This window comes from Clostridium paraputrificum (assembly GCF_900447045.1).
GTDB lineage: Bacteria > Bacillota > Clostridia > Clostridiales > Clostridiaceae > Clostridium > Clostridium paraputrificum.
The window spans coordinates 140,414-163,599 of record NZ_UAWH01000005.1; the positions used below are offsets into that span (position 1 = coordinate 140,414).

Sequence of the window (23,186 nt, forward strand, 5' to 3'; positions counted from 1 at the left end):
AAGCTGTATAGGAAAAGTTTATTCAATTTTAAATTTCTAGAGGCAATAAGTTTGTTAAGAATACTATGGGTAAAATTAAAACAGTTCATACTTTTAAAGCCATGTTAATAATAAAATTGAAGTATTTAATTTATCAATAAAAAATAGTTCACCTAGGTAAAAAGATAATAAAAAAAGAACGACAAGAAAAAATGCGATTCGACAAATGCAAAGAAATATGTGAATAAGTTTTCATTTACAAAATGGCTGGTCTAGACAAGTTTGGAAATATTGTAAATGTACGAAAAAGTTTTTATTTATAAAAATCTTTGTCGAAGAAAAAAAGGTGGGAATGATTGAATTTTTATGATTATAATTTAAAATAGAATATGGAATAAAAAATAATATTAAATGTTCGTTATTATAATGAATAATTAGTAAAACAATTGGAAATATATTTATAATAAAGATTGTATATTATTTATTAACAAATGTAGTTTGGGATGGTAAAATAAATACTGTATGTATATTCGACAATATAATGTTAAAATTTATGGAGGAAAGTAGAATGAATGAAGAAATTATCAAAATTGAAGATATAGTAGATGGGTTGAAAAAGAGATGGCAATTAATAGTTACGATAACTCTCATAGCAACAATTATATCTGCAGTTGTAAGCTTTTTTATAATAAAACCTAAATATGAAGCATCAGCAAAACTATTTGTTGGTAAGGAAGCTTCAACAGAAAACTATAATAATAGTGATATAACAATGTATCAACAATTAGTAAAAACATATACAAGCCTTATAAAAACAGAAGATTTAGTTGGTAAAGCATTAAAGGATAATAATATAGACTTAGATCCTAAAATAGTATCATCCGCATTAACTGCAGAACAAATAACAAACACTCAATTAATGGAAGTTAAGTACATAAGTAAAAATAAAGAGGAATCAGCCAATGTAGTAAAAGCAGTAACAGATGAATTTATTAAAGAATCATCAGCATTAATAAAAAATGCAGATGTAAAGATAATTGAAAGTGTAAAGTTACCTGAAAATCCAGTAAGTCCAAATAAAAAAATGAATATAGCAATAGCTATGTTGCTTGGATTAATGGTTGGAGTTGGACTAGCATTGTTATTAGAGTTTATGGATAACACATTTAAGGACAAAGAGTCATTAGAAGATATTATAGGAGTGCCTGTTTTAGGTGCTATTCCAAATCAAGAAAAGATTAAATAAAGGAGAAGTATATGTTTATAGTAGAAAAGAAACCTAATTCTATAGCAGCAGAAGCTTATAGAACCTTAAGAACTAATATACAATATTCATCATTTGATAAAGAGATAAAAACCATGGTAGTAACAAGCTCTGAACCTGGAGAAGGTAAGTCAACTACAGCAGGTAATATAGCTTTATCCTTTTCACAGTCAGAAAAAAGTGTTATTTTAATAGATTGTGACTTAAGAAAGCCTTCACTTCATAGAAAATTTAAAATATCTAATTTAGTTGGGGTATCTGATGTACTAATAGGAAAAGAAAAAATGAATGATGCGGTAAATGAATATAGTGAAAATCTTCATATTTTAACATCAGGTAAATTACCTCCAAATCCTTCAGAAATGCTTGGATCAAAAGCAATGGGAAGACTATTAGAAGAGCTAAAGAGCAAATATGACATAATTATACTAGATAGTGCTCCATTACAAGCTGTAACAGATGCTCAAATCCTTTCTACAAAGGTAGATGGAACAATTTTGGTAGTTAGAGCAGAGAAAACAAAAAGAGATTCAGTACAACAAGCCAAAGCGCTTTTAGATAAAGTAGGTGCCAATATATTGGGAACTGTACTTAATGGTGTTGAAAACACTAGAAAGAAATATTACTACTATTATGGTAATGAAGGTAAGTAAGAGGGCGATTAAATGATTGATATACATTCACATATATTACCTGGAATTGATGATGGTTCAAAAAATATAAATATGACACTACATATGATTAAGATGGCAGTGAAGAGTGGAACAAAGGATATAGTTGCCACTCCTCATTTTTGTAGGGGATATGGAGAAACACCTTATGATGAAGTTAAGAACTTAGTAGGGGAATTTAATAAGCTTGCAAAAGGAGAAGGGCTAGATATAAACATACATTATGGTCAAGAAGTTTATTATTCAGAACAAATAATAGATGATTATAAAAGTGGTCTTATAGGTACAATTAATAACTCAAGATATATGTTAATAGAGTTTCCTATGAGAAGTTTTGATAGTGACACATTAGAGGTTATATATGAACTTCAAGTAAAGGGAGTAATTCCAATACTTGCACATCCAGAAAGATATAGACCAATAATAGAAAAACCAGAGAGAATTAATAAGTTTATTAAAGAAGGATTTTTGTTTCAAATGAATGCTGGAAGCGTTGAAGGTCAGTTTGGAAATAGCGTAAAGAAAACTGCAGAGATATTATTGGATAATAATATATACAATTTTATTGGTTCTGATGCACATAATGATACAAATAGATGTCCAGGCATAGCTAATGGAATAGAATTAGCTAAAAAGAAAAGTAAAATAAATGAAGAACTTTTTAGGGAAAGTGGAAGAAGATTATTAAATAATGAAGATATAGAGTTTATAGGAGAAAAGATCAAAGAAAAAAGGGGGATTTTCTCATTTTTAAAGTAATATTAAACCGTGTGTAGATAGGGGGGACAACATTGGAAAATAAAAAAGCTAAAACGTCAATATTAGTAATTTTAGATATGTTATTAATATTTAGTGCATATTTTATAGCTTTTATATTTAGGTTTAAATATACTGACATCAGTATAGCAGAAATTGTAGTAATGTATGAAGGTTATATAAGTAAAATATTTTTAATGTCTCTTATATTTATAGGGATATTTATGGCATTTAAACAATATAAAAGTATTTGGTCTATTGCAAGCATAGATGAATTTTTAAGAGGAATTATAGCAACAGGGTTAGCTACTAGTGTAGTTTTAATAATATCTTATTTAGATGAAAGAAGAATTCCGCTAATGGTTACAATAATGGCTGGAATTATGATAATGGTATTCTGTAATGGTATAAGAATAGGTTGGAGAGTTGTAAGAAGAACTTTAATATTTATTACAGATAGAAGTAATGGGAATTGTAAAAGAGTTTTAGTAGTAGGTGCAGGAGGAGCAGGAGCTCTTGTTGCAAATGAATATAAGAAAAATCCACAATATAGAAAGAAAGTGGTAGCCTTTGTAGATGACAGTTGGGCTAAAAAAGGAATTTATGTTTCAGGAATAAAAGTTCTTGGTGATAGATATGATATTCCTACAGTAGTAGAGGAACAAAGAATTGATGAAATAATAATAGCTATATCAGAATTAAATGAAATAGAACTAAAGAAAATTTTAGATGAATGTAAGAAAACAACTGCTCAGGTAAAAATAATGCCTGGAGTTTCAGAAGTAATAGATGGAAAGTTCTCTGTTAAAAAAATCAGAGATGTAGATGTGGAAGATTTATTAGGAAGAGAACCAATTAAACTAGATTTCAGTGGTATTTCTGGTTATATAGAGAATAAAGTAATTATGGTAACTGGTGGAGGAGGTTCTATCGGTTCAGAATTGTGCAGGCAAATAGCAAAATTTAATCCAAAAGAACTTATTATATTTGATATTTATGAAAATAATGCTTACGACTTACAAAATGAACTTTTAAGAAAGTATGAAAACTTAAATTTAAAGACATTAATAGGTTCTGTTAGAGATAGAAAAAGGTTAAATAATATATTTAAAGAATATAGGCCTCAGGTTGTATTTCATGCAGCAGCCCATAAACACGTTCCTTTAATGGAAGATAGTCCAGGAGAAGCTATTAAAAATAATGTTTTAGGAACTTTAAACACAGCAGAACTTGCTAGTGAATATGGAGTAGAAAGATTTGTATTAATTTCTACAGATAAGGCAGTAAACCCTACTAATGTAATGGGTGCAACTAAAAGATTGTGTGAGATGGTTATACAGTCTATAGATAAAGAAAGTGATACAGAATTTGTAGCAGTTAGATTTGGAAATGTATTAGGTTCAAATGGGTCAGTGGTTCCTTTATTTAAAAAGCAAATTGCAGAGGGAGGGCCTGTTACTTTAACACATAAAGATATAACAAGATATTTTATGACAATACCAGAGGCATCACAACTAGTTTTACAAGCAGGGGCATATGCAAAGGGTGGCGAAATATTTGTTTTAGATATGGGACAACCTGTTAAGATATATGATTTGGCAGAAAACTTAATTAGACTTTCAGGATATGTGCCAAATGAAGAAATAGAAATAAAAGTTACTGGTTTAAGACCAGGTGAAAAGCTGTATGAAGAGCTTCTTATGGATGAAGAAGGATTAAGTGAGACACCCCATAAGAAGATATTTATAGGAAGGCCTGGAGAATTCAAACTTGAAAAAGTTAAAAATAACATAAATATGCTTTTAGATGTAGTTAAGCTTGGCAATAAGGAAAAGTTAAGAGAAAAGCTACAGGAGGTAGTACCTACTTATAAAAATCCTGATGAGGATAATGAAGTGGCTGCTACTAAAGAAGCTTAGAACGGGGGAATAAAAAATGGAAAAGAAAAGAATATTTTTATCATCACCTCATATGGGAGGGATGGAGCAAAAATTTGTTCAAGAAGCTTTTGATACTAACTGGGTAGCCCCTCTAGGACCAAATGTTAATGAGTTTGAAAAAGAATTAAGTGAGTATGTTGGTATTAAATCAGCAGCAGCTACAGTTTCAGGAACATCTGCTATACATATGGCACTTAAATGCGTAGGTGTTAAGGCAGGAGATAAGGTGTTTTGCTCAAGTTTAACTTTTGCTGCAAGTTGCAATCCTATTATATATGAAGGTGGGATTCCTGTATTTATTGATTCAGAGCCAGAAAGCTGGAATATGTCACCTAAAGCATTAAAAAAGGCATTTGAAGATGCAGAAAAGTGTGGAGAAATACCTAAAGCTGTTATTGTTGTTAATTTATATGGACAAAGTGCAGATATGGATCATATAAAGGAACTTTGTGATAAATATAATGTTCCTATAATAGAGGATGCAGCAGAAAGCTTAGGAGCTACATATAAAGATAAAATGTCAGGAACAATTGGAGATTATGGAATCTATTCATTTAATGGGAATAAGATAATTACTACCTCAGGTGGTGGAATGCTTGTTTCTAATAATGAAGAAAGAATAGCAAAGACAAGATTTTGGATTACTCAAGCTAGAGAAAATGAAAGACATTATGAGCATAAGGAATTAGGATATAATTTTAGAATGTCTAATGTTGTGGCGGGAATAGGTAGAGGTCAGCTAAGAGTATTAGATGAGAGAGTGAGACAAAAAACAGAAATATATAACACTTATAAAGAAGCATTTAGAGATATAGAAGATATAGAAATGATGCCAGAATGCGAGTATGGAAAGTCAAATCATTGGTTAAGTTGTATAACTTTAAAACCTGAAGGCAAGGTTAAGCCATTGGATATAATATTAGCTTTAGAAAAAGAAAATATAGAATCTAGACCTATATGGAAGCCAATGCATATGCAACCTTATTATAAGGAATGTAAGTTCTTTATCCATAATGATGATGGGATAAGCGTTGCAGAAGATATATTTAATAGAGGATTATGCTTACCTTCTGATAGCAAAAACACAAAAGAAGATATGGATAGAGTTATTTCTATAATAAAAGAATTGTTTTAAAGAGGTGTTCTGTGAAAAATGCAGGAAATAAGAAATTTGGACATATAGTAAAAAGAATATTTGATTTTACTGCATCGTTATGTGGATTAATATTATTATCACCAATACTTATAGTTGTTGCATTATTAATTAGGTTAAATTTGGGAAGTCCTATATTTTTTACTCAAGATAGAGTGGGAAAGAACAACAAAGTATTTAAGATGATAAAGTTTAGAAGTATGAAAGATGGAGTGGATAAGAACGGAAATTTACTTCCAGATGAAATGAGATTAACTAAGTTTGGTAAAATTCTTAGAAGTACAAGCTTAGATGAGTTACCAGAGTTGATCAATGTGCTAAAAGGGGATATGAGTTTAATAGGTCCAAGACCATTATTAGTTGATTATTTACCTTTATATAATGAAAATCAAGTAAGAAGACATAATGTTTTACCTGGATTAACGGGATGGGCTCAAATTAATGGGCGTAATAGTTTAAGCTGGAATGAGAAATTTAACTTAGATATTTGGTATGTTGATAACTGGTCCTTAACTCTTGATATTAAAATCTTCTTTTTAACTATTTATAAAGTATTTAAGAGGGATGGGATAAGTCAGGAAGGCAATGTTACCATGGAAAGATTTAATGGATTTAACTAATGTTAGGGTGAAGTGTATTGAAGGATATAGTAATTATAGGTGCTGGTGGAGTAGGAAGTGAAACTGCTTGGATTATTGAGCAGATTAACATTAAAAAAGATAAATGGAATTTGCTTGGGTTTATTGATGATAATAAATTAGTTCAAGGGCAGAGTATTATTGGGTACAAAGTTATAGGAAATATAGAAAAATTTATAAAAACTTATAAAAACTTAAAAAAAGAAGATAGACCGTATGTTGTTATTGCAATAGCAAATTATAATGTGAAAAAAGAAATTGTAAATAAGTTAAAAGATATGTTTAACTTTGCAACAGTAATTCATCCGGATGTATTTGTTCATATTAGCAATTCTATTGGAGAAGGTTGTATTATATATCCAGGAGTAATAATGACAGTGGATATAAAGATAGGAAATCATGTTATTGTAAGTCCTAAGTGTGGGATAGGACATAATTCTAAAGTTCATGACTATGCTTCACTACTATGGAATGTTAATGTATCAGGATACGATATTATAGAAGAAGGAAGTTTAATAGGCTCTGGAGCAACTATAATTCAAAATAAGATAATAGGAAAAGATAGTATTATAGGAGCTGGTGCAGTAGTTATAAATGATTTTGGAGATAAAGTTAAAGCTGTTGGAGTACCAGCTATAATTAAAAAATAGTAAAGGAGACATGTATGGAAATTATATTTTGGCTATGTGTAATTCTAATAATTCATAGTTTTATAGGATATCCAATAAGTTTAAAAATAATAAATAAGATAGCTAAGAAAGATAAGATAAGTATAGATTCTGATTATTGTCCTTTTGTAACAATAGTAATACCTGCTCATAATGAAGAGTTAGTAATAGAATCAAAATTAGAAAATATTACACATTTAAATTATCCAAGTGATAAATTAGAAATAATAATTGCATCAGATAATAGTACAGATAGTACAAATGAAATAATAAAAAAGTTTTGTGAAAAAAGTCAATTTGATAACTTAAGGTTATATGAAGTTAAAGAGCGTAAAGGAAAAACAAATGCACAAAATGAAGCTGTTAAGATAGCAAATGGTGAAATAATAGTTTTTTCTGATGCTAATTCAATATTAAAAAATGATTCAGTGTATCAATTAGTAAAATACTTTAGCGATGATGATGTAGCATATGTATCTGGTAGGTTAGTATATATTAATAATAATATATCAGAAACAAGTGAGGCAGAGAATTCTTATTGGAATTATGATTTGATGATGAGAGAGTATGAATCTAATATTAGTTCAATTACTGCTGGAAATGGTGCAATTTATGCGATTAGAAAAAAAGATTATATAAATCTTGATCCCATGTATTGTCATGATAGTATGATGCCAATAAAATCTGTTATTTGCAATAAGAAAGCAAAATATAATAAAGATGCAATAGCATATGAAAAAGCTGGAGAAACAGCAGAAGATGAGTTTAAAAGAAAAATTAGAATGGCTAGAAAAAATATAGCTATATCATATTCGGATATTCAGAAATATAATCCATTTAAATGTGGATGGTTTAGTTATTTTTACTTCTGCCATAGATACCTAAGAAATTCATTGTTTATATTGCATTTGTTATTATATATAAGTAGTTTAGTTTTGTTTAATGAAGGTATAGTATATTATGTTGCATTTATCGGACAAACTATTTTCTATATTCTATCTATACTAGGAATAAAGAATAAAAGTAAAATGTTTTACTTACCGTATTATTATACATTGACGATAGTTGCACAATTAAAGGGCGCTATAAATGAAGTAAGTGGAAAGTCAAAACCGTTTTGGGAAAAAGCAGAAAGTACAAGGTAGGTGAAAAAATGGTAACTTTATTAATTCCTACATTAGGAGAAAGAGAATATGAACTCCATAGGCTATTTAAATCTTTGGAAGTACAGGATAATAAAAATTTTGATGTGGTAGTAATATCTCAAGGAAATCATGAGAATGTTGAGAAAGTATTATCAGAATATAGTATTAAGTTTATACATGTTAGATCAGATAAAAGGGGGTTGTCATTAGCAAGAAACTTAGGCTTAAAATATGTGAGAGGAGATAAGATGGTATTATCTGATGATGATGCATGGTATCCTCAAAATGCGATAAGTACTGTGATAGATAGCTTTAATAAAATAAATGCTGATGTAATTTGTTTTAAAATCTTTGATCCTATAAAACAAGTAGATTATAAAAATTATACTAATCATAAAAGTAAAGTAGATAATTTTCAAATTATGAAAAAGTCGTCAGTAGAGATTTGTTTTGATTTAGATAAAATCGGAGTAGATGTATTAAAATTTAATGAAGAGTTTGGACTGGGAGCCAAATATTCAAGTGGAGAAGAAAATATTATTTTAAAGGATATATTAAATTTAAATTATTCTATAATTTATGAAAATAAGATTTTAGTATATCATGAAAAAAAACAAAAGGTTACTTTTAATTTAAGTTATATTGAGAGTAAAAGTATGCTATTTAAAATTTTATTTGGAAAATATAAAGCATTTCTATTTTTAAATGCATTGTTATTAAAAAATATATCTAAAATAGAGGGAAATAAAATTAAAGGAATAATATTTGCGAATAGAATTTTACTGTAACTAGAAGATTGTATAATTATTCCAGTATTTAAGAAAGGATATAAGATGAATATACTTTATTTGAGTGATGTTTCATTAGATATTATTGGTGGAGCACAAGAATCTATGAAAGTTGTTATGGATGGGTTAGCTGATAGGTATAATTTTAGTATTATAACACCATGCAATGATAAACAATATAAGTATAATGTGAGTGAACTTACTGGATATAAAAACTTAAGTTTAAGAGGAAAGGGCATTTTAGATATAATAAAAATAATACGAAGAATAAAAAAAATTATAGAGAATAATAAAATAGATATAATTCATGTCCAAATGCCTGCAACTATGTTATTAATTGGTATAATGAAAAATTTAAGAATGATTGATAATAATATTATAATAATTTACACAGATAGGGGTGTTCTAAATAAGTATGGCAAAAAAACGTACTATGGAATTAAAAAGTTTAGTAAATACTTCTCAAAGATAATCCTTACTACAAATTATAATATGAATTTATATAGGAACTATATAAATATTAAAGAGGAAAAGCTAAGTTTAATAAATAATACTGCAGGTAATATGTTCGAAAAGTATTATCCAGAAATCAGAGAAAACAGGAGAAATGAATTAAACTTTACTAAAGATGATACTGTAATAATGTTTGCAGGAAGAATGAATAAAGATAAAAATTGGCCACTAGCTTTAGAAATAATAAGAGATATATCTAAAATTAAGAATACTAAAATTATAGTGGCACTTGGAAGTAATAAAACTAATAAAAATATACAAGAATGTATGGAACTTATAAAAGAAGCATCTGCATATACCGGTGAAGAAAATTTAAGAGGATTTATAGATATTCCTTTAATAAAGATGAATGAATTATATTATTCAAGTGATATTTTTATACTTACTTCTAAAGTTGAATCATTTGGTAGAACTGCTATAGAAGCAATGAGTAGAAAGAATGCAGTATTTGGCACAAATGTAGATGGATTAAAAGAGGTAATTGGATTTAGTGATAATATATATGAGCAGAAGAAAGAAGTTTTAGATAAAATTAAAAAAATTATATACAATAAAGAATTATTGGAAAGTGAAAAAGAAAAATTTTATTTAAGATTTAAAGAAAATTTTGGGCTGGAAAAAAACTTACAATTACACGATGAGTTATATGATTTTTTTAGGTAAGGGGGTGTTATTATTTTAAATAAAATAATAAAAATTGCACCATCTACAGTAGTTCCGTTATTAGCAGGTTTGATAGTTACATTTTTAAATACTAATATGCTAACAACAGAGGAATTTGGGCAATTATCAATTTATAATAATACTATAACCTTTGCATCTACAATTTTTTATAATTTTATAATACAATCATTTTTAAGATATTATTATAATAGTAAAAGCGAAAAAAAATATTTTAAAAGATCTTATGTGACATATTTATTTATAATGTTCTTTGTCAGTAGTATTGTATTAATAATTTTTAACTTTATATTAGGATTTAGTAACAAAGTAATATTTTTAATAATTATCAATTCCTTTTTTTTAAGTGTATTTAATTTACAATTAAATGATTTTAGATGTGAGGGGAAGTTAAATAAATACAACTTATATAAAGTCTTAAATTCAGTATTTAAGATAGCAATAATTTTTGCTATGTATAGTGTTAGTAATACATCAATAAGTTATCTTATAGCAACAGTATTATCATTTGCTATTTTAAGTATAAGCTATATATTAAAAAATGGAAAACTTAATTTTGATAGAGGATTGTTTATCGATACAATTAAGTTTGGTTTACCACTAGTGGGGACAAGTTTAGGGTATTTGTTATTATCATCATTTGATAGATATATGATTTCATTTATTAGAGGTGATGTAGAAGTGGCTTATTATTCGTTTGCTTACCAAATAAGTGAATTATCGTTGATAAATGTTAATGCTTTGCTAATGGTAATATTTTATCCAACAATTATTAAGGAGTATGATAAAAAGGGAAAGAAGTCTACGGAAAATTTAATAGGTAAATTATTTAATTATCACATGATAATTGTTTTTTCAATGGCAGTTTTATTGATCATTTTTTCGAAGGATTTAACACATTTATTTTTTAAAAAGTATATTGGTACAGAAAATTATATAGTTTTAATAGTTATAGGAGTTTTTATTTATTGTACATCGTTTTATACAAATAAAGCATTTGAAGTGAAAAAGAGAACAAATGAGCTGTTATATATAACATCAATATCAGCTTTTATAAATATACTATTAAATTTAGTGTTCATACCTATATATGGAGCTATAGCAGCTACTGTAACGACTAATGTAAGCTATCTAATATATATTGCGTTAAGTATTTACAAGGGTAGAAAATATTTGTATATAGAACTTGATAAAAAAATATTATTATATGTGATTATTGTAAATGTTATAGCTTTTACTTTTTCAGTGATAATTAGTTATGTAACAGTAGATATTAATATTAAAAATACGGTTATGAAATTTTTAGGAGTATTATTAATATACACAATTTCTTTTTTTTGTATTAAGATAAAAGGTATATTTAAGGAGAAAAGTTAAATGAACAAAGTCGATAAAATAGTGATTTGTATATTACAGATAATATTTTTTATAACTCCATTTTCTATGGTAATATCATTACAATTACCAGTGCTACAAATAGGTGATGTAAGTTTTATAAATGTATTAAAAGATATATTCTTAATATTAATATGTTTATTAATTATTTATAAGTTAATAAAAAAAAGAAAGTTAAGTATAGATAATTTTTCAATGTTAATAATTAGCTTTGTTATTTATGGAGTTATGCATATCTTTATAAGTAACGTTACTCCTATACGAAGTATTAATAAGTTTAGAACAGTTTTTTTGTATCCTATAGTATTTACCTTTATATGTCTATATGTAATTAACTTCAAAAAGTATAAAATATTACATGAGTATATTGAAGGTATTAAAAAAATTTTTTTTATACAAATAATGATACTTATATGCGGAAGTTTACTAGAGATGATTATGGGAGAAAAATTTTTGAGAATAATATATAAAGGGTATTACGAAAGACTACATATAAATCTTTTAGGACAAGAAGGATTGAGATTAGTATCTTTTGTTGGAAATCCTATCAATTTATCACTTATATTATGTGTAGGATTAGCATATTTTTTATTTGTATATAGTGGTATTACAAGATACTTTTTGATTCCACTTATTATTGCTGTAATTCTACTTTCTTTTTCGAGAACTAGTTATTTAATAGCCGGCATAATTATATTAATATATATAATTTATAGTATGAATAAAATAAAAAACATTATAAAAATGATAATATCTATCTTAGGTATATTAATATTTGGCTCCCTTATATTTAACAGTAGTTATCTAACAGAAAAGAGTTCTTTTGTTTCTAAAAGAGTAGAAACTATAAATATAAAAACTCTTTCAGAAAATATAAGAGTTGATAATTGGAATAGGTATTTAAATGAAACATTTAAAGATAATATACTGTACATGTCTTGGGGAGGTGGGCTTGGAACTTCTAATTCTGATTCAAGCCAGAAAACAGATTCGGTATATATTGTTGAAAATTCATATATATCAATATTAGGTGAAATGGGTATTATCGGATTAGTCTTTTATCTAACTATAATAATTATTACACTTAAAAAGATAATTAAATTGTCTAAATATAATATTGAATACAGAGTATTCTTATCTATATATCTAGGGTTGTGTATAGGAAGTGGATTTAATGATTTATATGTCAATAATCCATTTTCTCAATACTTTTGGATTATTACCATGATGGTTAATTGTAGATTTTATAAAGTTTACTTACAAAAATAAAATTTTATTATTATAATAAATTTATTATAAATGGGGGGATTATTATGAAGATAGCAATAGCTGGAACAGGATATGTTGGATTATCCAACGCTATATTGCTAGCACAAAAGAATGAAGTGGTAGCGGTAGATATAATTGAAGAAAAGGTGAATATGATTAATTATAGGCAATCGCCTATAGTGGATAAAGAGATTCAAGAGTATTTAACTAATAGAAAGTTAAATTTAATAGCAACAACTGATGCTGAAAGTGCGTATACAGATGCAGACTTTGTTATTATTGCTGCACCTACAAATTATGATAGTAAAAAGAATTTCTTTGATACATCTGCAGTAGAGGCAGTTATTCAGCTTGTTATAAAACATAATCCTGATGCGATTATGGTAATTAAATCTACAATTCCAGTAGGATTTACAGCCCATGTACGTGAAAAATATCATTGTGATAATATTATATTTAGTCCTGAATTCCTTAGAGAATCAAAGGCTTTATATGATAATTTATATCCATCAAGAATTATAGTTGGAACAGATGTTGAAAATGCTCGTTTAGTAAAAGCTGCACATGTTTTTGCAGAACTTCTTAAAGAAGGAGCAATAAAAGAAGATGTTGATACATTATTTATGGGATTTACTGAAGCTGAAGCAGTAAAATTATTTGCAAATACATATTTAGCACTTCGTGTTTCTTACTTTAATGAATTAGATACCTATGCAGAAATGAAAGGTCTAGATACACAACAAATTATTAATGGAGTATGTTTAGACCCTCGTATTGGTTCTCATTATAATAATCCTTCTTTTGGATATGGCGGATATTGCTTGCCTAAAGATACAAAACAGCTTCTTGCTAATTATGAAGATGTACCACAAAATATGATGTCTGCTATTGTTGAATCAAATAGAACACGTAAGGATTTTATAGCAGATAGAGTATTGTCTATGGCTGGATATTACGATTATTATAATCATGGAGATTATTCATCAGATAATGAAAAAGAATGTGTTATTGGAGTTTATCGTTTAACGATGAAGTCAAATTCAGATAATTTCCGTCAATCATCAATTCAGGGAGTTATGAAACGTATAAAGGCTAAAGGAGCTACAGTAATTGTATATGAGCCAACATTGGAAAATGGTTCTACATTCTTTGGATCAAAAGTTGTAAATGATCTAAGTGAGTTTAAAGAAATGAGTCAAGCAATAATTGCCAATAGATATGATTCTATATTGGATGATGTAAAAGCAAAAGTTTATACAAGAGATATTTTTAAAAGAGATTAGAATATTCAAAGATATATTGTTAGGATTATTTCTGTTAATATATCTTATATATAGACCTGTGATTGTTCACAGGTTTATTTTGTGTGACAGGTATGATGAACAATATAATCGTAAAAAATTAGTATCTTATAAAAATGAACTGTTTCATATGGTACATTACTTGATTTTATAATAAATAAAAAGTAAAATATATTTATGTAAACATTTTACAAAGAACTAAAAATGAAAGGGAGTTAGCTATGAAGGGGACGTATAGCTGTAAAGAGTTAGCTGAAAGATTTAAATTTAGTGGGGAACTTATAAATTCAGAAAGACATATATGTGGTCATATAAATGATACTCATATATTAAACTTTAAACAATCTGATGGAACAGTAAAGAAATATATTCTTCAAAGAATTAATACAGATGTTTTTCCAGCTGTAGATGAACTAATGAATAACATAGATAGGGTTACTAAACATATTTCTAAAAAGGTCCAAGAAGAAGGTGGAGACGTAACAAGAGAAGGGTTACGTTTGGTACCAACAGTAGATGAAAAGTTATATTATAGAACAGAAGAAGGGGACTGTTTTAGAGCTTATCATTTTATAGAAGGTGCAACAACTTATATGATGGTAGAAAATCCAATGGATTTTTATAAATGTGGAAAAGCTTTAGGAAAGTTCCAAAGCCAACTTTCAGATTTTCCAGCGGATACTGTATATGAAATAATACCAGATTTTCATAATACGAGAAAGAGATATAATGATTTTCTTGAAGCGGTAAAAAACGATCCGTGTGATAGAGTTAAAGATGTACAAGCTGAAATTGATTTTATTATGACAAGAGAAAAAGAAACTGGAGTTTTAGTAGATTTATTAAATGAAGGTAAGCTTCCTCTTAGAGTTACTCATAATGATACAAAGTATAATAATATAATGATAGATGATGAAACAGGGGATGCAATCTGTGTAATAGATTTAGATACAGTTATGCCAGGTTTATCATTATATGATTATGGTGATTCTATACGTTCAGGAGCAACTACTGCTTTAGAAGATGAAGCAGACTTATCAAAAGTTCACTTTGATATTAACTTATTTGAACTATTTACAAAAGGTTTCTTAGAATCCTGTGGTGAAGCCTTAACTGAAACAGAAATTGAATATTTGCCTTTTTCAGCTAAGCTTATAACTTTAGAGCTTTCTATGAGATTTCTTATGGATCATATAAATGGGGATAAGTATTTCCAAATACATAGACCAAACCATAATCTAGAAAGAGCAAGAAATCAACCAAAGCTTGTAGCTGATATGGAAGAAGCTATGTATAATATGAAGGAAATAGTTAATAAGTATATTTAGGTATATTTTAAAGATTTAGATTAATAGTCTAAATCTTTTTGTTTTATTAATTAATAAGTAATAAACTAGTAAGTTATATATGGTATAATTTATTAATGAAAAATATTAAATTGGGGGAATGCATATGAAGAGGAAAAGAAATAAGCTTTTGATAATAATTGGTATAATTATATTGTTAATTTTAGGAGGAGCTTTTGGAGCTTATAAATATATAAATAGAGTAAAAAATGTTAAGTTACAAGGTTCTGACGAAGAGTTAAAGATATCGCAAGAGACACAGGAAAAAAGTGAGAAGGAAAATATAGAAAATATATTATTGCTTGGTGTAGATAAGGAAGAAAATGCCTCAGATACGATAATGGTATTATCATTAGATAAGGATGATAATACAGCAAAGCTAACATCTATAATGAGAGATTTAAATGTGGATTTAGGTGAATCTAATAAGGTTCATAAAATAAATTATGCATATCATTATGGAGGAGTAGAAGGAAGTGTTTCTACTCTAAATAAATTATTTGACTTAGATATAAACAAGTATGTTAAAATTGATTTTGAAGGATTAAAAAATGTTATAGATTATATTGGAGGCATAGAATTAAGTGTTACTGGAGAAGAAAGTAGGATTATAGGGTTAAATAAAAGTGGTAATGTAAAATTGAATGGAAAGCAAGCATTAGAGTATTCGAGAATAAGAAAAATAGATAATGATTATTATAGAACTAATAGACAAAGAAAAGTTATAATGGCGATTTTTAATAAAGCGAAGAGTATAGAAGTAACAAGTTATCCAAAGATTATATCAGATTTATCTTCTAATATAGAAACGAATTTGTCAACTTTTGAATTACTTGATTTAGGTAAGGGAATAATGTCGATGAATGCAGAACAATTAGAAGGTTTTAGAATACCTATAGATGGATCAACAAAAGATCTAATGGATAAAGGTATCTATTATCTTGGATGGGATGAAGAAGTTAACAAAAAAGCATTACATAATTTTATATATGGCGAAAATTAAAACCATTATTTAAATTAATAACTAAAGGGAGGAATTTAAATGTCAATATTAGTGGCTGGAGGAACAGGGTATATAGGTTCTCATACTTGTATAGAACTTATTAATGCTGGTTATAAGGTTATCATAGTAGATAATTTTTGTAATAGTAAACCAGAAGTATTGAAAAGAATAGAAGAATTGAGTGGAGTAAAACCTAAGTTTTATGAAGTGGATGTTTTAGATAGGGAAGCTTTATCTAAGGTATTTGATGAAAATAATATAGAGGCTGTTATTAACTTTGCAGGATTAAAGGCTGTAGGAGAATCTGTAGAAAAACCAATTGAATATTATAATAATAATATAACAGGAACATTAGTATTGTGTGATGTTATGAGAAAGTATAATGTTAAAAAGTTAGTATTCAGTTCATCTGCAACTGTATATGGAATGGAAAATAAGGTTCCTTTTAATGAAGAAATGCCTACTGCAAATGCAACTAATCCTTACGGTAGCACTAAATTATTCATAGAGCAAATTCTTAAAGATATTTTTATATCAGATAATGAATGGAGTATAGCTTTACTTAGATATTTCAATCCTATAGGTGCTCATGAAAGCGGAAGAATAGGAGAAGATCCTAATGGAATTCCTAACAACTTAATGCCATATATAACTCAAGTTGCAGTAGGAAAGATGGAATTCTTGAGAGTTTTTGGTGATGATTATGATACGCCAGATGGTACTGGGGTACGTGATTATATTCATGTTGTTGATTTGGCAAAAGGGCATTTAAAGGCTGTAGAGAAGATAATGGATACTAAAGGTGTAGAAGCTTATAATTTAGGAACAGGAATTGGATATAGTGTTTTAGATGTAGTGAAGAACTTTGAGAAGGCGTCTGGTCAAAAGGTGCCTTACAAAATAATGGAAAGAAGACCTGGAGATATAGGAATCTGTTATGCAAACGCATCTAAAGCGTTAAAAGAGTTAGGGTGGAAAGCTGAAAAGGGTCTAGAGGATATGTGTAAAGATTCTTGGAGATGGCAAAAAAATAATCCTAAAGGGTATGATGAATAAAGTCTAATAAGTTTTTATATATGACGAATTGTCAAGCTAAGTGCAACATTTAGCTTGACAATTCGTTAAATACTTCTAAGGGGGGGCTTATATCCAAGACATTTTCTTAGTCTATTGTTAAGATAACCTTCAACAATATCAACTTCTTTTTGGGTAATGGTAGAAAAATCAAATTTCTTAGGAAAAAAACTCTCTAATTAATCTATTGGTATTTTCATTGGTTCCTCTTTTCCAAGAACTATAAGGGTCAGCGAAGTATACATTTACTTTTAAATTGGATTCTAAATATACATAGTCTGCAAATTCTTTGCCACGGTCTAATGTAAAAATTTTAAGGGATTTTGAATCAAATTCATTTAGTGTTATCTTGCAATGTTCATTAAAAGTGATAGCTTTCCTATTAGGCATTACTCTAATTTTAGTTAATCGTGTCTTCCTTTCAATAAAAGTTGAAAGACAAGCTTTAGACTTACCTCTGCTAGAAACAACAGTGTCTAATTCCCAATAACCTACCGTTATTCTTTTTCTAACCTCTTTAGGGCGTTGCTTAATTGTCTTTCCTATATTAAACTTACCTCGTGTTTCTTTAGGATTTAAGGATTTTCCTTTCCTGCGTAGCAGCTCAACAGAGCATTTATTTAATACGCCATTATATAGCCAATTATAGATACTACTAAATGCAATTTTTTATCAGTTCTATCAATTATAACACGACCAGAAATTTGCTCTTTAACTTCTCTTGAAATAGTAGATTTGTTTCTATTAAGCTCCTTAGCTATTTTAGATACATTTCAGCCTCTACTATACAACAACGTTAATTTCTAGTAATATGTTTATAGCTCATTCAGTCACGTGCTTTAAAGTGGTTTTTTAGTCAATTATTGCTTTAAAACATGAACGTGCCCGGATGGGTTGTTTTTATGCTTAATTAGTGTTGCACTTGATATTGTAATTTATCATATGATAAAATTGTTATGTAAAAAAATAGAATAATATGGAGGTATAGTGATGTATAAAAGAAATAAAAAACTAGCGTGTACTATAGCTTTAACAATAATTATGTCAATTAATACTGTATATAATTCTGGAATTATTGTATATGCTAGTCAAAATAATAATTTGTCTTTAGAATTTGCTATTGAAAAAAACATAAGAAATATAAATATAATATCTGATACAGAGATAACTGTACAAGATGCGAAAAAGTGGGCAAAAAATAATGGGGCTACAGAAACTTTTGTGAATCTAGCTGATCTGTACTGGAAGTATTCAAAATCAAATGGAAATGTAAATCCAGCTTTGGCATATGTACAAGCTGCTCACGAGACAGGATTTGGGAGATTTGGTGGGGTTTTAGATGAGTCGTATTATAATCCTTGCGGTATGAAGAATACTAATGCTGGAATCAATGATGATACTATAAAAGAAGCTCATAAAAAATTCGATAGTTGGGAGCACGGAGTGCTAGCTCATTTAGATCATTTAGCATTATATGCTGGTTCAAATGGATATCCTAAGAAGAATATTGAGCAATCTTATGTTGAAGATGGATTAGATAATGAATCGACTTATGATCCAAGACATTTTGCCTATTTGGCTGGTAGTGCAAAAACTGCTTTAGATCTTTCTGGAAGTTGGGCAGCTGGGAATTATGGCGAAAAATTAATCAGATTTTATAATGAGTTAATAAAAGTAAATGAACAAAGTAGAAGAGGCTGGTACCATGATGATAACTATAATTGGTACTACTATAATGAAGATGGAGAGCTGCATAAAGGATGGCTTATATTACCAGCAGGAAAATACTATTTAGGTTCAGATGGAGTAATGAAAAAAGGCTGGTATGAAGAAAGTGGTAAGAAGTATTATTTTAACGAATACGGAGCAGCAGTAGTAGGACAAACTATAGAGATAGATGGAAAAGAATATAAGTTCGATAAAGATGGTGTGCTAATAAAAAGTATTATTACAGGCTGGTATCATGATGATAACTATAATTGGTACTACTATAATGAAGATGGAGAGCTGCATAAAGGATGGCTTATATTACCAGAAGGGAAATACTATTTAGGTTCAGATGGAGTAATGAAAAAAGGCTGGTATGAAGAAAGTGGTAAGAAGTATTATTTTAATGAATACGGAGCAGCAGTAGTAGGACAAACTATAGAGATAGATGGAAAAGAATATAAGTTTGATAAAGATGGTGTGCTAATAAAAAGTATTATTACAGGCTGGTATCATGATGATAACTATAATTGGTACTACTATAATGAAGATGGAGAGCTGCATAAAGGATGGCTTATATTACCAGAAGGGAAATACTATTTAGGTTCAGATGGAGTAATGAAAAAAGGCTGGTATGAAGAAAGTGGTAAGAAGTATTATTTTAATGAATACGGAGCAGCAGTAGTAGGACAAACTATAGAGATAGATGGAAAAGAATATAAGTTTGATAAAGATGGTGTGCTAATAAAAAGTATTATTACAGGCTGGTATCATGATGATAACTATAATTGGTACTACTATAATGAAGATGGAGAGCTGCATAAAGGATGGCTTATATTACCAGAAGGGAAATACTATTTAGGTTCAGATGGAGTGATGAAAAAAGGCTGGTATGAAGAAAGTGGTAAGAAGTATTATTTTAACGAATACGGAGCAGCAGTAGTAGGACAAACTATAGAGATAGATGGAGAACAATATACTTTTGATAAAAATGGAGTTCTTCAAATAAGAGTAGGGTGGTTTCAAGATAGAGATAAATGGTACTATTACGATGAAAATGGAAAGCTTCATAAAGGATGGTTGACCCTATTGGAAGATAAGTTTTACTTTGATGAAAATGGTGAGATGCAAACTTATTGGAAGCAGATACAGGGGAAATGGTATTATTTTGGGGCTGATGGAAAGCAGGTAAAAGGATGGCTTAAATCTAACGATATACGATATTACTTTAAAGAAGACGGTAGTGCAGCAGTAGGGTGGAACAATATAGATGGATATGATTATTTCTTTTATGAAGGATGTAATATGGCTCAATTGGAGTTTGTAGGAAATACATATGTGGGTTTAAATGGCGTTGCAAAATATCCTGACAAAGGAGATAAATATAGAATTGTTATAGATCCTGGTCATTATAATCAGGGAGATAAAGGAACAGTTAAGACTCATGATGGTATTACTTACGAAGAAGGTGTAATTAATATGCAGGTGGCAGAAATTCTTAAAACTAAATTAGAGGAACAAGGATATGAAGTGTTGCTAACTAGAACTGCAAATGATTATGGCTTAAAAGATACATTAGAAAATAGAGTAGTATTGGCAAATAACAATAATGCAGATTTATTTATAAGTATACATCAAGATTCTTTTACTGACCCAAGTGCTAATGGAATGACAATATTTTATGATACGTATAGGCCTAATATAGATAATATAGGCGTTAAGGTGGATGCATCTGGAAACAAATATGATGAATCTCCTAGTAGAGCAGCTAAAATATCTAAAGATTTTGCGATAAACCTTACTAAATCCTTACCTAATAGTTTAAATATTAGAAATAGAGGAGCTAAATATGCGAATTGGTATGTAACTAGAAATACTTTGATGCCTTCATTGCTTATAGAATGTGGGTTTTTATCAAATCCAACAGAAGCAAAGAAAATATCAGATAAATCGCACCAAAGTAAGATGGCATCACTATTGGTAGAAAATATAAACACTTTATTTAGAAAATGATAAAGTTATGTAGAATAAGATGTTACATTAAATTATTAGTGTGGCATTAGAGTGTAAAATAGTCTGCGTAAACTTCAGAAGATAATGTATAATAAATTATCTATATGAGAAGGACGCAGACTATTTTACTTTCAAAAGAAGATATCAAAGTACTTATATAAGCAAATCTAAATATAAAAACAGCAGATTATGGTCAAAATGTTTTGAAAGATTTCTTTGGAGAAGTTCTTTTACAAAAAAATTCTATAAATACAAAAAATGAGGTTAATGCATAAATTGGAAAAGTAAATAATTCTAATAAAAAATATTACATAAATATGATGAATTCATTACAATAATGCATTTTTATTGTTTTTTTTAATCTAATATGATAACATTATAATGTTACGAGGACAAAAGTTTTATGAAAGTATTATAAGGGCTTAGCGGAGGAAATATGAAACAGAAGCTATTAGGAATTAAGAGAACTGTGATGTTCTTAACAACTTGTATGATATTATTAATGACTACATTAACATTTTATAGTGTATGGAATAATTATTATAGTAACTCTATTGTTTTACCATTTTATTACAAGGGCAATATATTAGTTGTTATTGTATATGCAATTCTTCTATATGTTTTTACTAAGATATATAGTGGATATAAAGTTGGAGTTTTAAAATTTTCAGAGTTGGTTTATTCTCAAATACTTTCATTACTATTTGTTAATGCAATTACGTATTTGCAAATAAGTTTAATTGGTAGAAGATTTTTAGATATTAGACCTATGTTATATATGACATTTTTTCAAGTTATAATTATTATTGGATGGGCATATTTAACGAATAAATTATATTTTTATATATATCCTCCTAGAAATACTGTGTTAGTATATGGAGATAAGGAAGATTACGATGTATTAAAAAAGATTAATTTACATAAGGAAAAGTTTAATATATGCTCTATGATATCTATTTCTGAAGGGATTAAAAATATATTTGAAACTTTAAAAGACTGCGAAGCTGTGGTATTAAGTGGATTAGAATTGTTAGATAGAGATAAAATAGTTAAGTATTGCTATGATAGAAGTATAAGAGTATATATAGTACCTAATATTCAAGATGTAATAATAAATAATAGCGATACTATACATTTATTTGATACTCCTATGTTGCTACTTAGAAACAGAGGTCTATCAATAGAGAATAGGTTTGCGAAACGAACTATAGATTTAATATTGTCTTTATTAGCTATAATAGTTACATCGCCAATAATGATTATAGTTGCATTGTTAATTAAAATGTATGATGGAGGTCCAGCGTTATTTAAGCAAAAACGTTTAACAATAGATGGAAAGATATTTGATGTCTATAAATTTAGAAGTATGATTGTAGATGCAGAAAAAGATGGTGTTGCAAGATTAGCAAGTAAAAATGATAATAGAATAACACCTATTGGTAAGTTTATAAGAAAAGTTAGATTAGATGAACTTCCACAATTATTAAATATATTAAAAGGCGATATGTCAATTGTTGGACCACGTCCAGAAAGACCAGAGATTGCAGAAGAATATGGCAAAGTAATGCCGGAATTCTCATACAGATTGAAAGTTAAGGCTGGTCTTACAGGATATGCTCAAATTTTAGGAAAATATAATACAACACCAAAAGATAAATTACTTTTAGATTTGATGTATATAGAAAAATATTCATTGTTTTTGGATTTTAAACTTATGCTTATGACTATAAAAATATTATTTATGTCAGAAAGTACAGAAGGTGTAGATGAAGGTAATATACTACCAGAAAAGTAATTGTGAATAGAGTTTTTGCTAAAAATACCTCTTTTAGAGGTATTTTTTGTAGATGTAAGTAAAAGATGCTTACACAGACATTGAAAC

General features: G+C 28.2%; 19 protein-coding genes and 1 pseudogene. 18 read left to right on the forward strand and 2 right to left on the reverse strand.

Translation table 11 applies throughout. From position 1 onward, the window contains the following. Nucleotides 1-547 precede the first annotated feature (547 nt). From DR024_RS00735 to galE, 16 genes are all read left to right on the forward strand, one after another. Entirely contained in the window at nucleotides 548-1,225 is a 678-nt protein-coding gene (locus tag DR024_RS00735; RefSeq protein ID WP_099313536.1) for a YveK family protein, read from the forward strand. Nucleotides 1,226-1,236: 11 nt separating this feature from the next. After that, nucleotides 1,237-1,896 carry a CpsD/CapB family tyrosine-protein kinase gene (locus tag DR024_RS00740; RefSeq protein WP_099313537.1) on the forward strand — a complete coding sequence of 220 codons (660 nt, stop codon included), beginning with the start codon at nucleotides 1,237-1,239 and terminating at the stop codon, nucleotides 1,894-1,896. A gap of 12 nt (nucleotides 1,897-1,908) precedes the next feature. Continuing rightward, entirely contained in the window at nucleotides 1,909-2,673 is a 765-nt protein-coding gene (locus DR024_RS00745) for a tyrosine-protein phosphatase (protein ID WP_099313538.1), read from the forward strand. Between the two features lie 77 nt (nucleotides 2,674-2,750). Next, nucleotides 2,751-4,589, forward strand: a complete 1,839-nt coding sequence (locus tag DR024_RS00750) for a polysaccharide biosynthesis protein (protein ID WP_099313719.1) — start codon at nucleotides 2,751-2,753, stop codon at nucleotides 4,587-4,589. 16 nt (nucleotides 4,590-4,605) lie between these two features. Beyond that, the gene (locus tag DR024_RS00755; RefSeq protein WP_099313539.1) at nucleotides 4,606-5,745 is read left to right on the forward strand and encodes a DegT/DnrJ/EryC1/StrS family aminotransferase; all 1,140 of its coding nucleotides are present in this window, start codon (nucleotides 4,606-4,608) and stop codon (nucleotides 5,743-5,745) included. A gap of 11 nt (nucleotides 5,746-5,756) precedes the next feature. Next, nucleotides 5,757-6,383 carry a sugar transferase gene (locus DR024_RS00760; RefSeq protein WP_278335500.1) on the forward strand — a complete coding sequence of 209 codons (627 nt, stop codon included), beginning with the start codon at nucleotides 5,757-5,759 and terminating at the stop codon, nucleotides 6,381-6,383. Nucleotides 6,384-6,400: 17 nt separating this feature from the next. Then, complete coding sequence (locus DR024_RS00765) at nucleotides 6,401-7,051, forward strand: acetyltransferase (protein WP_099313540.1); 651 nt, start codon at nucleotides 6,401-6,403, stop codon at nucleotides 7,049-7,051. 14 nt (nucleotides 7,052-7,065) lie between these two features. Next, complete coding sequence (locus tag DR024_RS00770) at nucleotides 7,066-8,214, forward strand: glycosyltransferase family 2 protein (RefSeq protein WP_099313541.1); 1,149 nt, start codon at nucleotides 7,066-7,068, stop codon at nucleotides 8,212-8,214. Continuing rightward, nucleotides 8,187-9,002: a glycosyltransferase family 2 protein gene (locus DR024_RS00775; protein WP_143331507.1), complete on the forward strand. Its 816-nt coding sequence runs from the start codon at nucleotides 8,187-8,189 to the stop codon at nucleotides 9,000-9,002. The genes DR024_RS00770 and DR024_RS00775 overlap by 28 nt, the downstream gene beginning before the upstream one ends. A 45-nt stretch (nucleotides 9,003-9,047) precedes the next feature. Next, nucleotides 9,048-10,178, forward strand: a complete 1,131-nt coding sequence (locus tag DR024_RS00780) for a glycosyltransferase family 4 protein (protein WP_099313543.1) — start codon at nucleotides 9,048-9,050, stop codon at nucleotides 10,176-10,178. A gap of 27 nt (nucleotides 10,179-10,205) precedes the next feature. After that, nucleotides 10,206-11,573, forward strand: coding sequence for an oligosaccharide flippase family protein (locus DR024_RS00785; RefSeq protein ID WP_278335503.1), 1,368 nt, complete (start codon nucleotides 10,206-10,208; stop codon nucleotides 11,571-11,573). After that, a complete protein-coding gene (locus DR024_RS00790; protein ID WP_099313545.1) occupies nucleotides 11,574-12,860 on the forward strand; it encodes an O-antigen ligase family protein in 1,287 nt (428 codons plus the stop codon). Nucleotides 12,861-12,904: 44 nt separating this feature from the next. Next, nucleotides 12,905-14,143, forward strand: a complete 1,239-nt coding sequence (locus DR024_RS00795; protein WP_099313546.1) for a nucleotide sugar dehydrogenase — start codon at nucleotides 12,905-12,907, stop codon at nucleotides 14,141-14,143. 239 nt (nucleotides 14,144-14,382) lie between these two features. Next, on the forward strand, nucleotides 14,383-15,489 hold the full coding sequence (locus tag DR024_RS00800; protein WP_099313547.1) for a phosphotransferase enzyme family protein: 1,107 nt from the start codon (nucleotides 14,383-14,385) through the stop codon (nucleotides 15,487-15,489). A 124-nt stretch (nucleotides 15,490-15,613) separates the two neighbouring features. Beyond that, nucleotides 15,614-16,510, forward strand: a complete 897-nt coding sequence (locus tag DR024_RS00805) for an LCP family protein (RefSeq protein WP_172458907.1) — start codon at nucleotides 15,614-15,616, stop codon at nucleotides 16,508-16,510. A 39-nt stretch (nucleotides 16,511-16,549) separates the two neighbouring features. Then, nucleotides 16,550-17,566: a UDP-glucose 4-epimerase GalE gene (gene galE / locus DR024_RS00810; protein ID WP_099313549.1), complete on the forward strand. Its 1,017-nt coding sequence runs from the start codon at nucleotides 16,550-16,552 to the stop codon at nucleotides 17,564-17,566. 177 nt (nucleotides 17,567-17,743) lie between these two features. Here the strand turns inward: galE and DR024_RS00815 are convergent, their stop codons facing one another. After that, complete coding sequence (locus tag DR024_RS00815; RefSeq protein ID WP_099313550.1) at nucleotides 17,744-18,250, reverse strand: IS30 family transposase; 507 nt, start codon at nucleotides 18,248-18,250, stop codon at nucleotides 17,744-17,746. Further along, nucleotides 18,205-18,351: pseudogene (locus tag DR024_RS18265) on the reverse strand (helix-turn-helix domain-containing protein); the annotation flags it as partial. The pseudogene DR024_RS18265 and the gene DR024_RS00815, both read right to left, overlap by 46 nt. 223 nt (nucleotides 18,352-18,574) lie before the next feature. On the opposite strand from DR024_RS18265, the gene DR024_RS00825 reads away from it, so the two are divergent. Both DR024_RS00825 and DR024_RS00830 read left to right on the forward strand, forming a co-directional pair. Next, nucleotides 18,575-21,304, forward strand: coding sequence for an N-acetylmuramoyl-L-alanine amidase (locus DR024_RS00825; RefSeq protein WP_111918026.1), 2,730 nt, complete (start codon nucleotides 18,575-18,577; stop codon nucleotides 21,302-21,304). A gap of 436 nt (nucleotides 21,305-21,740) precedes the next feature. Next, the gene (locus DR024_RS00830) at nucleotides 21,741-23,099 is read left to right on the forward strand and encodes a sugar transferase (RefSeq protein WP_099313552.1); all 1,359 of its coding nucleotides are present in this window, start codon (nucleotides 21,741-21,743) and stop codon (nucleotides 23,097-23,099) included. Nucleotides 23,100-23,186: the final 87 nt, after the last annotated feature.

Excerpts from the sequence above, each read along its gene's own strand:
- DR024_RS00735 (WP_099313536.1), top strand. The coding sequence starts at position 548 with ATGAATGAAGAAATTATCAAAATTGAAGATATAGTAGATGGGTTGAAA.
- DR024_RS00740 (WP_099313537.1), top strand. The coding sequence starts at position 1,237 with ATGTTTATAGTAGAAAAGAAACCTAATTCTATAGCAGCAGAAGCTTAT.
- DR024_RS00745 (WP_099313538.1), top strand. The coding sequence starts at position 1,909 with ATGATTGATATACATTCACATATATTACCTGGAATTGATGATGGTTCA.
- DR024_RS00750 (WP_099313719.1), top strand. The coding sequence starts at position 2,751 with ATGTTATTAATATTTAGTGCATATTTTATAGCTTTTATATTTAGGTTT.
- DR024_RS00755 (WP_099313539.1), top strand. The coding sequence starts at position 4,606 with ATGGAAAAGAAAAGAATATTTTTATCATCACCTCATATGGGAGGGATG.
- DR024_RS00770 (WP_099313541.1), top strand. The coding sequence starts at position 7,066 with ATGGAAATTATATTTTGGCTATGTGTAATTCTAATAATTCATAGTTTT.
- DR024_RS00780 (WP_099313543.1), top strand. The coding sequence starts at position 9,048 with ATGAATATACTTTATTTGAGTGATGTTTCATTAGATATTATTGGTGGA.
- DR024_RS00790 (WP_099313545.1), top strand. The coding sequence starts at position 11,574 with ATGAACAAAGTCGATAAAATAGTGATTTGTATATTACAGATAATATTT.
- DR024_RS00795 (WP_099313546.1), top strand. The coding sequence starts at position 12,905 with ATGAAGATAGCAATAGCTGGAACAGGATATGTTGGATTATCCAACGCT.
- DR024_RS00800 (WP_099313547.1), top strand. The coding sequence starts at position 14,383 with ATGAAGGGGACGTATAGCTGTAAAGAGTTAGCTGAAAGATTTAAATTT.
- DR024_RS00805 (WP_172458907.1), top strand. The coding sequence starts at position 15,614 with ATGAAGAGGAAAAGAAATAAGCTTTTGATAATAATTGGTATAATTATA.
- galE (WP_099313549.1), top strand. The coding sequence starts at position 16,550 with ATGTCAATATTAGTGGCTGGAGGAACAGGGTATATAGGTTCTCATACT.
- DR024_RS00825 (WP_111918026.1), top strand. The coding sequence starts at position 18,575 with ATGTATAAAAGAAATAAAAAACTAGCGTGTACTATAGCTTTAACAATA.
- DR024_RS00830 (WP_099313552.1), top strand. The coding sequence starts at position 21,741 with ATGAAACAGAAGCTATTAGGAATTAAGAGAACTGTGATGTTCTTAACA.